This window comes from Archangium lansingense (assembly GCF_026626635.1).
In the GTDB taxonomy this organism is placed as follows: Bacteria; Myxococcota; Myxococcia; order Myxococcales; family Myxococcaceae; genus Archangium; species Archangium lansingense.
In genome coordinates this window covers 4,673,930-4,685,768 of sequence record NZ_JAPNKA010000001.1, presented here as the reverse complement: position 1 = coordinate 4,685,768, position 11,839 = coordinate 4,673,930, and the positions used below count along the sequence as shown (strand labels likewise).

The window sequence follows — 11,839 nt, the reverse complement described above, 5'->3', positions numbered from 1 at the left end:
TCTCAGGCTCCCTCGCGGTAGAGGACCTTCTTCACGGCGGCAATGATCTTGGGCGCGTCCGGCTGGATCGCGTTCTCCAGGTTCGCCGCGTAGGACATGTTCACGTCGAGGCCGGTCACGCGCACGACGGGCGCGTCCAGCTCGTCGAAGGCCTTGGACTGAATGATGTCCACCACCTGCGCACCGATGCCGGCCAGGGGCCAGCCCTCTTCCACGACGACGGCGCGGTTCGTCTTGCGCACGGTGGCGAGGATGGCCTCCTCGTCCAGGGGCCGCAGCGTGCGCAGGTCGAGGATCTCCACGGAGATGCCCTCGGCCTCCAGCTGCTTCGCGGCCTCCTCGCAGAAGTAGTACATGCGCGACCAGGTGATGATGCTGACGTCCTTGCCCTCGCGCTTCACGTCCGCCTTGCCGATGGGGACGATGTGCTCGCCCTCGGGCACCTCACCCTTGAGGGCGTAGAGGCGCTCGCCCTCGATCATGATGACGGGGTTCTCATCCCGGATGGCGGACTTGAGCAGACCCTTGGCATCCGCCGGCGTGGCCGGGGCAATCACCTTCAGGCCCGGGAAGTGGGCGTAGTTGGCCTCGAGCGCCTGGCTGTGCTGACTGGAGAGCCGGCCGCCCGCGCCACCGGGGCCGCGGAACACGATGGGGCAGCGCAGCTGGCCACCGGACATGTGCCGCAGCTTCGCCGCGTTGTTGACGATCTGGTCCATCGCCAGGATGGCGAAGTTCCAGGTCATCATCTCCACCACCGGACGCAGGCCCACCATCGCCGCACCAACACCCAGGCCGGTGAAGCCCAGCTCGGAGATGGGCGCGTCGATGATGCGCGCGCTCCCGAACTTGTCCAGCAGCCCCTGCGACACCTTGAAGGCGCCCTGATAGCGACCCACTTCCTCACCAATGAGGAACACGTTGGCGTCGCGCTCCATCTCCTCGGCGAGTGCCTGGTTCAGCGCCTCGCGGTACATCAACTCGGCCATCGTTGGCTCCGAATGCGAAATCCGTAATCAGTGGTCAGTGGAAGAAGCACTAGCGCTTGAGGCCCGCGGCCTTGTCCGCCTTCTCGGCCTGCTCGCGCGGCTCGAGATCCCAGGTCACCTTCAGCTCCTGGCCCGACGGGTACTTCGGCCACTTCGTCACCTTCTGGCCCAGCACGCGCTCGCGGGGGCGCACGTCCTCCTCGCCCTCCTCCACGATGGTGTCCTTCCACAGCTCGGACAGATCCGGCTCGGGCGACTCGTCGGCGAACTTCACCGCCGCATCCACCTGCTGCTTCACCTCTTCCTCGATGGCGTCGAACTCCTCCTCCTTCGCCAGCTTCTGCTTGATGGCGTAGTCCTTGAGGCGAGGAATGGGGTCGTTCTTGCGCTCGTCCTCCACCTCCTGCTTGGTGCGGTAGGTGGAAGGGTCGGCCATGGAGTGGCCGCGGAAGCGGTAGGTATTGGCCTCCATCAGCACCGGGCCGTTGCCCGCGCGGATGTACGCGGCCGCGTCCTTCACCGCCTCGTACATCTTGAGCACGTCCATGCCGTCCACGGCCTCGCCGCGGATGCCGTAGGCACACGCACGCTTGTGGATCTCCGGCACCGCCGCGACGCGCGCGATGGCCGTGCCCATGCCGTAGCGGTTGTTCTCGCAGATGTAGAGCACGGGCAGCTTCCACTTGGCCGCCATGTTGAGCGTCTCGTGGAAGACGCCCTGGTTGGCCGCGGCGTCACCGAAGTAGCACACGGTGATGCGGTCCTCGTTGCGGTAGCGGCTGGCGAAGGCCATGCCCGCCGCCAGGCCAATCTGCGCGCCGACGATGCCGTAGCCGCCGTAGTAGTGGTTCTCGATGTCGAAGATGTGCATCGAGCCGCCCTTGCCCTTGCTGTAGCCGCCGGTGCGGCCGAAGAGCTCCGCCATGACCATGCCCGCATCCGAGCCACGCGCCAGCGGCTGGGCGTGGTCGCGATAGCCCGACAGCATGTAGTCATCCGGACGGATGGCTTCCTCGACACCGGCCGCCACCGCCTCCTGGCCGATGTAGAGGTGGCAGAAACCGGCGATCTTCCCGAGGCCATACTGCTGGCCCGCCCGCTCCTCGAAGCGGCGCATCAGGTACATCTTCCGGTACATCGTCAACAGCAGGTCCTTCGAGTACTTGCTGGCCACCGCCAAGCCTCCGAACATTGAGGCCGTCCCGAAAGAGAGGACGGCAGACGCCGTGCGCCTCATAGCGCGCGGACATGGGACTGCCAAAGCGCTTTCGTGCTCCCACCAGGTGGGCCGTCCTACGCCCCACCCTTTAGGCGCATTGCGTCACGGCTCGTGAGAGAAGTGCGGCACCGAGACGATTTCGTCGAGGAGCACCACCGGACGGCCTGAATGGTCGGTCGCCAGGTGGACGACCTTGGCCTCCGGGAAGCGGCGCAGGTAGTCGTTGGCGTGGGTGGGCTCGTTGTCGAAGGCGGCGATCAGCGTCCCCAGGTCCCCCAGGCGGGCATGGGCGGTGCGCTTGAAAGCGTCGTCGTTGTCGTGCTCGGAGGGTTTCATCAGCAGGTGCACCCGCCCCTCGCTGGGCAGGGCCAGGCCGTTGCGGCGCATGCAGTCCACCGTGCCCGCCCGCATGCCCTCGTGACGGCCGGTGACGTAGGCCAGGTGCGCCCCGGTGGCCACCACCGCGTGGGTAAAGGCCGCGGCACCCTGGATGGCCACGTCGTCCACGCAGTACTCATTGGTGAAGAAGCGCTGCTGCCAGAAGCTCCGCGCCGCCTCGAAGTGGGCCTCTATCTCCGCGGCGGACAGGCCGCAGTTGCGCATGGCGCCCCGCATGTCGAAGCCGCTCTCCCAGTGGTGCGGCTCACAGGCCCTCAGCTTCTCCAACGCCCGGGACTGGCCGAATTCCCGGAGGATGCGCACCTGTCGCGGGCGATTGTCGAAGAGGGTGGAGTCCAGGTCGAAGGCGAGCACCGCCCGGGAGCCGAGCGAGCGCGCCTGCTCCAGGATGCTGCGCAGCGTGTCCTGCCAGCCATCCCGGACGCGGGTCTTGAGATCAGAAGCCATGGCCCTTTCTATAGGGCACCCGGCGCCCGGACGGCGCGGAATTCAGCCACTCAGGCGGCCGAGCGCATGGGCTGCTCGGGCCGGGGGGGCTGCTCCGGGAACAGCCGCAGCATCCTCTTGATGCCGTTGCGGTCCATCACCAGCCGCACCAGCTGCAGCGACACCCGCTCCTGCCCCGCCTCCTGGACGAAGAAACGGAAGGCCAGGTCCACCTGGTAGCTCTTGGCCCCGCGCACCCGCCCCACCGAGTAGTCCTCCAGGTCCACGTACTCCAGCGCGTACTCGGGCTCGTCCATGTCGCGCAGGTAGCGCTCCACGTTGAGCCGGATGATGTCCGTGATTCCACTCACGCCCCGCTCGGCGCGCGGCAGCAGGTCCACGTCCAGCACCACCTGCTTCTGGTAGCGCAGGACCGTCTCGGACAGCTCGCCCTGGGACGCGGTGATGAAGTCGTCACGGAAGCGCAGCGCCATCACCTCCTCGGGCACCCGCACCGCGCGGCCGTAGTCCACCTTCTCCTCGCAGGTGCCCAGGTTCCGCTCCGTCACCGGGTCCACGATGTGGGCCGTTCGATCGAAGAGGTGCCTCGCCGCCACCTGGCTGAAGATGCGGCGCATCCCCTCCTTGATGCGGTCCTTCATCATGTAGCCCACCACCATGATGAGGAAGAAGTTGAGGCTCGCCTGCGTGTAGCGGACCTGCGCCCAGAAGGCCACCGCCGTGGCAAAGCTCATCGCCACGCCCGCCGCGAGCGCGAACAGCACCTCCTCCCAACCCTGGCGCCGCTGCGCCCGCCGCGCCGATAGGAAGAGGATGTTCATGCAGAACTTCTTCAGGAAGCCGAACCGGTGCATGTACTCCTCGTTGTCACCGGTGGGGCTGATCACCGAGCGCAGCTGGTGATCCTTGCGGTACTGCTCCTCGCGCAGCACCTCGTCCATCAAGTCCTTGCGCAGCTCGATGTACACGCCCGAGCGTGGCAGCGCGTCCATGTCCGCCACGGCCTTGCGGAAGAACTGCTCCACCGTGAGGCTCATGTACTCGTCCACCAGGCGGATGGAAGCGCGCGTCTTCTCCTGCAGCCGGTAGCGGTTGGCCGAGCGCGCCCACGTGCGGAAGCGCTCCAGCACTCGCCGCGCCCCATCTGTCACCGCCCCCGCATCGCTCTCCAGCCGCGCGCACGCTCCCTCCGACGGGACACGCGCCATCCCCTCGCACTGCTCGTCCACGCCGTTGGCGAAGCGCCGCAGCGCCCCGCGGAAGATGCAGGACAACAGCTTCGACTGGTAGACGAGCACCGACTCGCTGACGAGCCCCGTGAGCAGTCCCGCCTCCAACTTCGCCAGCGGCGCCGCATCCGAGGACAGCAGCTCCTCGAGCGCCATCACCGGCGTCTTGAAGCGGATGTAGTTGTGAATGTCCGCGTAGAAGCTCGCTCGCGGGTACGTCTCCGCGTCGATGTTCAAGCTCGCCGGCAGGAAGACGTACGTCTCCACGAGATAGCGCGTCTCGTCGTCCGCCCCGGAGGGCTGGTACTCGAGCTTGATCTCGAACTGCTTCCGGTCGTGGACATCAAGCCGGATCTGCAACAGCGGTGCGGGGTCCTGGGACACACCCGCACTCTAGGTTACGAGGCCGTCACACGACAGTAGCCCCCAGGTCACATCAGGTTCGATGGCGAACGCTCGCGGGCCTCGGGGAAACTGGTTGGAGGTCCACGGACGCGCGCCCGCCATGTGCTGGCGCTGCTGCCCGAGGCGCCCTCCTGCGCTGAAGGCTCCGCCCCGGCCTGGTGCTCTCGCCGCGTCGCGCGAGCCCTCCCGCTCCTGGATGTCGGATGACGGCGTACCTCCCCACATTGACGCTTCGCATTCCGCGCTGCTAAGTGCTCACTTATCACGCAAATCCAGGAGGACGGATGCACGCACTTTCCCACAACGCCCTCACCCTATTGATCGTGCAATTCCTCGTTATTATTGGGGTTTCCCGGCTCATAGGGCGTGGGGCGCAGTGGCTGGGCCAACCGCTGGTCATCGCCGAGGTGCTCGCGGGCATCCTGCTGGGCCCCTCGCTTCTGGGCTGGCTGGCCCCGGGGGCGATGGACTGGCTGTTCCCGGCCAGCTCCATGCCGGTGCTGAAGATGCTGAGCCAGGTGGGACTCATCCTCTTCATGTTCCTCATCGGGCTCGAGCTGGACCCCAAGCTGCTCAAAGGCCGGGGACATGCCTCGGTGGTCATCAGCCACACCAGCATCATCGTCCCCTTCGCACTGGGGGCGGGGGCGGCGCTGTGGCTCTACCCGCGGCTGTCCGATCCGTCGGTGCCGTTCTCCTCCTTCGTGCTCTTCATGGGCGTGGCGATGAGCATCACCGCCTTCCCGGTGCTGGCGCGCATCCTCACCGAGCGGCGGCTGCTGAGCTCCCGGGTGGGGGCCATGACCATCACCTGCGCGGCGGTGGATGACGTGACGGCGTGGTGCCTGCTGGCCTTCGTCGTCGCGCTCGTGCGCGCCTCGGATCTGATGCACGCGGGGCTCACCACGGTGCTCGCGATGCTCTACATCGCCTTCATGCTGTTGGTGGTGCGTCCCTTCCTGGCGCGGCTGGGCGCGCGCGTGGCGAGCAAGGAGGGGCTCAACCAGAACGGCGTCGCCCTGACGTTGATGATGTTGCTGGCCTCGGCGTGGGCCACGGAGCTGATCGGCATCCACGCCCTCTTCGGCGCCTTCCTGATGGGGTCGGTCATCCCCAAGGAAGGTGGGCTGGCGCAGGCGCTGGCCGAGAAGCTGGAGGACGTGGCGGTGGTGTTGCTGCTGCCCCTCTTCTTCGCCTTCAGCGGTCTGCGCACGCAGGTTGGCCTGCTCTCCACCAGCGACCACTGGGTGATGTGCGGCATCATCATCTTCCTGGCCTGCGCGGGTAAGTTCGGCGGCAGCGCGGTGGCGGCGCGACTCACCGGCATGCGCTGGCGTGAGGCCGGGGCCCTCGGCATCCTGATGAACACCCGCGGGTTGGTGGAGCTCATCGTGCTCAACATCGGCCTGGACCTGGGCGTCATCTCTCCCACCCTCTTCACCATGCTGGTGGTGATGGCGTTGGTGACGACGTTCATGACGACACCGCTGCTGCGGTGGATCTACCCCCCCGAGGAGATGGCCCGCGACCAGGTGTCCGTCACCCCGGTGGTGGAGAAAGTGGAAGAGCAACCCTTCACGATGCTCATGTGCGTGTCCCACGGCCACAGCGGAGCCGGCATGGTGACGCTGGGGCGAGCCCTCACCGGTGCTCCCCAGGAGCCCTCCCAGCTCTACGCCCTGCACCTCATCCGCCCCACCGAGCGGGCCTCCTTCCACCTGCGGCACGACCCCGAGAAGGCCAGCGGCGACAGCCTGACCCCGCTGCTCGGGCGCGCCAACGGACTGGGCATGCAGGTGCGCCCAATCTCCTTCGTCTCCGCCGAGCCCGCCCTGGACATCTGCCGCACCGCCGAGGCCAAGCAGGCGAACCTCGTGCTGCTCGGCTGGCACAAGCCCCTCTTCAGCCGCACCATGCTGGGTGGCACCGTGCACGAGGTGATGCAGGAGGCGAACACGAGCGTGGCCGTGCTGGTGGACCGAGGCCTGGAGCACGTGCGCCGGGTGTTGGTGCCCTTCATCGGCAGCGCGCATGACCGGGCGGCCCTCGGGCTCGCCCGGCGGCTGCTGCAACACGCCTCCGCGGAGATCACGATCCTCCACGTCACCCAGTCCGAGGGACAGCACGGGCACTCGGGGGCACGCCCCCTGGTCGAGAAGCTCTTCCCGCAGGGCTCCGGGACGGTGCACTTCAAGGTGGTGGCACACGACTCGCCCGAGGAGGCGGCGCTGGAGGAGTCTCGGCGCGGGTATGACCTGGTGGTGGTGGGCGTGGGGGCCGAGTGGGGACTGGAGGATGGCCTCTTCGGCCTGCACCGCGAGCGTCTCATCGGGGATGCACCCACCTCGCTGCTGGTCGTGAGGCACCCTGCCCCGGCGCCCGCCGCCGAAGCCACCCCGGAGACAGAGTCCTCCGGGGAGCTCACCGCGAGCAACGTCGCGTCCTGAACCCGTTGCGGTAACCCCCTGGCCGGGTGCATCCCGGCCGGGGCCCGTCTCTCAGGAGTAGAACGGGCGCTCGTTCATCGCAGCGCTTCCAGCTCCGTGAGCCGGGCAAGCAGTTGCTGAGGCTGGTCCTCGTCGGCGAGTCGCTCCGCCAGACCGTGACTGGCCAACCGGGCCACGTGGGCCAGCCGCGTCAGGTGCGCACGCCCACGCTCCCCCCCCACGAGCACCACCACCAGCCTCAGGGGCAGACGATCCGGCGTCTCGGCCGGGAGGGGTTTGCCCAGGGTCACCAGGGCGGCCAGCGGCGCGGCGTGCTCGATGAAGGCATGGGGCACCACCACCCCATTGCCCACCATGCTGGAGGCCTCCGCCTCGCGCCGCTTCAGCTCCGCCACCAGCCGCAGCGCAGTCACGCCGGGACAGGCCGCCGCAAGCCGCCCCGCCGCCACATCCAGCGCGTCCTCCAGCGCGGTGCAGGTGAGTCGCAGCACCATCCGCTCCGGGGCCAGGAGCGAAGCCAGCGCCGGGACAGGAGGCTCCTGCCCGGCGGCACGCACGGGAAACTCCGCGTCGAGGAACTCGCGCACGCGAGCGAGCTGCTGACCCGAGAGATTGCGGCGCGCCAGCTCCAGGAAGAGCATGCTGGCCCCCGGCACCTGCTCCAGGTAGTGGGCCACGAAGGGGCTCACCCGGTGCGTCACGTCCATCAACAAGGCGGGGGGCACATCCAGCTCGCGAGCGATGGCGGCCAGCCGCTCCGGGGTGGGCACCGCGTCCAGGCCATTCTCCACGCGACTGAGATAGGCGCTGGACACGCCAATACGACGAGCGAGGTCGCGCAGGCTCAGCCCCGCGTCCACTCGCAACAGTCGGATGGTCGCTCCCAGGTGCATGGCGTCGTCGTCTCGTTTCCGGCTCGTACGGGTTGCTGGCGTGAATCAGGAAGTGGAGGGAAGCACCGTGGCCGCACCGTGCATGTCACCGGCCGGCTGGGTGGTGGTCCGAAGCGAGTGGCGTACCACCAGCAGTGAGGTAGGCGCATCCCCGATGAGGCGCTCGCGATGCAGGCCGAAGAAGCTGTCCTCCAGCCCCCACTCGCCCCCCACGCCCACCACCACCAGGTCATACCCGCGCCGTGCCTCCTCCAGCGCCGCCTCCTCGGGCGAGTCGTGCGCCACCACCTTGAAGTGCACCCGCCCGGACTCCTCCGAGAAGAGCTCGTGCACCACCGCCCGGGACCGCCCCAGAGCCTGCTCAGGCCCTGGCGCGCGCACCTCCAGCACCGTCACCTCCGCTCCCGAGGAGCGCATCAGGCGCCGGGCCAGGACGAGCGCCGCCCGATCATCCGGGCTGCCAATGAAGGGCACCAGCACCCGGTGCACATTCTCCAAGCCCCGGTCCACCAGCACGGCCACGCCCGGGTCCGCGGCCTGCATCACCTCGTGCACGGTGCCGCCCAGCATGGTGCGGCTGAAGAGGGGCTTGTGCCAGCCAAGCAGGATGAGGTCCGCCTGCTTGGCCTCGGCGGTGCGGCAGATGTCCAGGGCGGGCTCAGCGGACACGAAGGAGAGCGGGCGCACCTGCAGGCCCAGCCCACTGGCACGCTCCACCAGCGGAGCCAGGGCATCACCCCCTCCGCCCTCCTGCTCGCGCCGGAGGTGGTCCGAGGCGCGCTCGGCGGGTGGAACAAGGTGCAGGGCATGGAATTGGAAGGACTCGCCAGGGGCGCCGGTGAGCGCACGCCCCAACGTCGCCATGCCGGCCCCGGTCTGGCCGTGGGACACGCACATCAACACGGTGAAGGTGGCCTGGGCCGCTGGGGGGCTGAAGGGAACGAGCGGCACCCGATCCCGAGCCACTTCCTCGGGCGGGTACATCCAGCGCAGCAGCGGCGAGGTCATGAAGGCGGTCACCAGCGCCATGATCACCAACATGGTGAAGAGCTTGGAGGAGATGACCCCCAGGTCCAGGCCGATGTTGAGCACGATGAGCTCTATCAGCCCGCGGGTGTTCATCAGGACCCCCAGGGCTCCGGCCTCACGCCAGCGCATGCCGGTGAGCCGCGCCGCCAGCGTGGTGCCACCGAACTTGCCCACGCAGGCCACCAGGAGGATGAGCCAGCACATGGCCCAGTCCGAGGCCCCTTCCAACAGTCCCACCTGGGTACGCAGGCCGCTGGAGGCGAAGAAGACGGGCAGCAGCAGCACCACCACCACATCTTCCAGCTTCTCCGCCAACGCCTCGGCCAGCCCACCCTCCTTCGGGATGATGAGCCCGAAGAGGAAGGCGCCGAAGATGGCATGAATACCAATGCGCTCCGTGGCCCATGCGGAGGCCAGCAACATCATCAGGGTGAGGGCCACCACGTTCTGCGTGAGGCCCTCCTTGTTCGCCACGCGAGCTCCCAGCCGCTCGAGGAAGGGCCGCACCAACCCCAGCATGAAGCCGACATAGAGCAGGGCGAAGAGCGTGGTGTACCCCGCGTGCAGCAGATCCGAGGCGCGCACCAGTGAGACGACGAAGGCCAGCAGGCACCACGCCGTCACGTCATCCACCGCGGCACAGGTAAGGGCGAGCATCCCCACCTTCGAGCGCAACAGCCCGTGCTCGGAAAGGATGCGCGCCAGCACTGCGAAGGCGGTGACGCTCATCGCCGCGCCCATGAAGAGCACGAAGGAGAAGAAGGGCACCGACGGCTCGGACAGGCGCGGATGGAGCACCAGGGCCGCCAGCGCCCCGAGCGCGAAGGGCACGAGGATGCTGGTGTGACTGATGAACAGCGAGATCCGCCCCTGTCCCCGGAGCACTCGCGGATCCAACTCCAGCCCGATGAGGAACATGAAGAGGATGGGCCCCACCTGGCTCAGCATCCTCAGCACCGGCATGGAGTCGGCTGGGAACAGCGCGCCCATCACCCCCGGGGCGAGCCACCCCAGCATGGAGGGGCCCAGCAGGATGCCCGCGAGCACCTCGGCGATGACCTGCGGCTGGCCCAGCCACCGTGCCCCCCGGCCGATCAACCGGGACAGCCCGATGATCACCACGAGCTGCACGATGAGCAGACTGAGCGGGTTGTGCGCGATGGCTTGCATCGGTCTGCCTCCGTGAAGCACTGCGCTTCACACCCTCTGGAACCCCGACCGTTCGTCGGGGAGGGGGACTGATGTCACCCCTCGGTGCCAGTCCGGGAGGACGGCGAGCCAGCGGGGGCCGCCGCGAGGGCCGGGGCCACCGGGGCCGCCTTGGGCTGAGGCTTGGCGTTCCACACCCGGGTGGCCAGCAGCAGGCCGAGGAAGGACAGCGGCAGCAGGGCGATGGGCCAGTTGCTCCAGTTGGCTACGTCCTTCGCCGCGTCGCCCGAGGGGAGGATCTTCCCGAGCAGCAGCGACTGGAGGGCGGTGCCCGCGTACACGGCACCATCGATGATGCCCACCGCCAGGCCCGCGTTCTTCTTGCCACCGAAGTCCATGCTGGCGGTGCCCGACAGCATGCCGTGCACACCAATCACGCACAGGGACATGAAGATGACGGTCCAGCCCAGCATCCAGCTCTCGAGCACGAAGAGCGAGACGACGGCGCCCAGGGACATGCCGGCGTAGAGCACCGCGGAGACGGGCCCGCGCCGCGAGTCGAACACCCGGTCCGAGATGAGGCCGGCGAACATGCCTCCGGTGATGCCCGCCACGCACAGCAGCATGCCCCAGTTGGACGCCACGAACGTCTCGGCAATGCCCGTCGCCTTCGCGAACTTGGGGTACCACTGCATGATGGCGTTGCGCATGAAGCCGCTGCAGAACTCGACGGCCAGGATGGTGAGGATGATCGGATTGCTGATCATCTGCTTGAACACCTCCTTGGGCGCGAGCTGAGGCCCGGCGTCCCCGGAGGAGGCATCGGCGGTGTCGAAGTCCGGGTGGCCCGTGTGGCCAGGCGTGTCGCGGATGATGAAGAAGTCCAGCACCACGAAGACCGCGAGGATGGCCGCCGGGACGAAGAAGACCCACCAGGTGGGCGCCGCCTTGGCGATGAAGCGGCTCCAGTCATAGGCGAAGTACACGCCCAGCGAGATGAGGATGCCGAACACTCCGCCGAGTTGCCCGCGCTCCTTCACGTGGAACCAGGACGCGTTCACCTTGACGATGGAGACCGCGCCGAAGCTCTGGAAGTACATGTTCAGCGCGTAGAGGAAGGACAGCGTGGCCACCAGGCCGCCCGGAGGCTGCCACCCGTTCTGGAGCACGCCGTACACCACCGTCCCCATCAGCACGTTGCACACCGACGAGCCGGCCGCGGAGATGAGGATCGTCTTGCGGCCGCCCAGCTTGTCCGTCAGCGGGCCGTTGAGCAGGAAGGCGAAGCCGTACGTCAGCGTGCCCCAGAAGAAGATGGTGCCGAAGTCCGCGTTGCTGGTGTGCCCCTTCAGCGCGCTGGTGGCCTCGTTGAGGTTGTAGCGCCCCATGTAGAGGAACGCGTACGTCATGCCCAACGGGAACCAGTTGAAGAAGCGCCGGCGCTTGAAGGCCTCGGTGTGCCCAAGCTCCACCTTGGGCAGGCGGGCGATCACCAGGGAGATTGCTGCCAGCAGGATGAGAATCGGCAGGAGCTGCTGCAGCCAGGGGGGCAACGACGACATCAGATGACCTCGTTGGGGAGAGACGAGACGGGGGCACCCTACCCCGTCCCACGCTCCCCGGCCACCTTCAC

At 67.9% G+C, this 11,839-nt stretch carries 8 protein-coding genes; 1 reads left to right on the top strand and 7 read right to left on the bottom strand.

Annotated elements, in window-relative coordinates; genetic code table 11:
• Positions 1-2 precede the first annotated feature (2 nt).
• The 4 genes from OV287_RS19180 to OV287_RS19165 form a co-directional block, all read right to left on the bottom strand.
• Positions 3-989: a pyruvate dehydrogenase complex E1 component subunit beta gene (locus tag OV287_RS19180; protein ID WP_267535484.1), complete on the bottom strand. Its 987-nt coding sequence runs from the start codon at positions 987-989 to the stop codon at positions 3-5.
• A gap of 49 nt (positions 990-1,038) precedes the next feature.
• Complete coding sequence (gene pdhA / locus OV287_RS19175) at positions 1,039-2,163, bottom strand: pyruvate dehydrogenase (acetyl-transferring) E1 component subunit alpha (protein ID WP_308809832.1); 1,125 nt, start codon at positions 2,161-2,163, stop codon at positions 1,039-1,041.
• A 147-nt stretch (positions 2,164-2,310) separates the two neighbouring features.
• Positions 2,311-3,054: an HAD family hydrolase gene (locus OV287_RS19170; RefSeq protein ID WP_267535482.1), complete on the bottom strand. Its 744-nt coding sequence runs from the start codon at positions 3,052-3,054 to the stop codon at positions 2,311-2,313.
• A 50-nt stretch (positions 3,055-3,104) separates the two neighbouring features.
• Positions 3,105-4,667 (bottom strand): hypothetical protein, encoded by a 1,563-nt coding sequence (locus OV287_RS19165; RefSeq protein ID WP_267535481.1) that lies wholly within the window; start codon positions 4,665-4,667, stop codon positions 3,105-3,107.
• A 305-nt stretch (positions 4,668-4,972) separates the two neighbouring features.
• Between OV287_RS19165 and OV287_RS19160 the strand changes: the two genes are divergently transcribed.
• Positions 4,973-7,135, top strand: a complete 2,163-nt coding sequence (locus OV287_RS19160; protein WP_267535480.1) for a cation:proton antiporter domain-containing protein — start codon at positions 4,973-4,975, stop codon at positions 7,133-7,135.
• 74 nt (positions 7,136-7,209) lie between these two features.
• Here OV287_RS19160 and OV287_RS19155 read toward each other — a convergent pair whose 3' ends face one another.
• The 3 genes from OV287_RS19155 to OV287_RS19145 all read right to left on the bottom strand — a co-directional run bounded on the left by OV287_RS19155 (position 7,210) and on the right by OV287_RS19145 (position 11,768).
• A complete protein-coding gene (locus OV287_RS19155) occupies positions 7,210-8,028 on the bottom strand; it encodes a helix-turn-helix domain-containing protein (RefSeq protein WP_267535479.1) in 819 nt (272 codons plus the stop codon).
• A 45-nt stretch (positions 8,029-8,073) separates the two neighbouring features.
• Positions 8,074-10,227 (bottom strand): cation:proton antiporter domain-containing protein, encoded by a 2,154-nt coding sequence (locus OV287_RS19150; protein ID WP_267535478.1) that lies wholly within the window; start codon positions 10,225-10,227, stop codon positions 8,074-8,076.
• A gap of 74 nt (positions 10,228-10,301) precedes the next feature.
• Complete coding sequence (locus tag OV287_RS19145; protein WP_267535477.1) at positions 10,302-11,768, bottom strand: MFS transporter; 1,467 nt, start codon at positions 11,766-11,768, stop codon at positions 10,302-10,304.
• Positions 11,769-11,839: the final 71 nt, after the last annotated feature.

Excerpts from the sequence above, each read along its gene's own strand:
- OV287_RS19180 (WP_267535484.1), bottom strand. The coding sequence starts at position 989 with ATGGCCGAGTTGATGTACCGCGAGGCGCTGAACCAGGCACTCGCCGAG.
- OV287_RS19170 (WP_267535482.1), bottom strand. The coding sequence starts at position 3,054 with ATGGCTTCTGATCTCAAGACCCGCGTCCGGGATGGCTGGCAGGACACG.
- OV287_RS19160 (WP_267535480.1), top strand. The coding sequence starts at position 4,973 with ATGCACGCACTTTCCCACAACGCCCTCACCCTATTGATCGTGCAATTC.
- OV287_RS19155 (WP_267535479.1), bottom strand. The coding sequence starts at position 8,028 with ATGCACCTGGGAGCGACCATCCGACTGTTGCGAGTGGACGCGGGGCTG.
- OV287_RS19150 (WP_267535478.1), bottom strand. The coding sequence starts at position 10,227 with ATGCAAGCCATCGCGCACAACCCGCTCAGTCTGCTCATCGTGCAGCTC.
- OV287_RS19145 (WP_267535477.1), bottom strand. The coding sequence starts at position 11,768 with ATGTCGTCGTTGCCCCCCTGGCTGCAGCAGCTCCTGCCGATTCTCATC.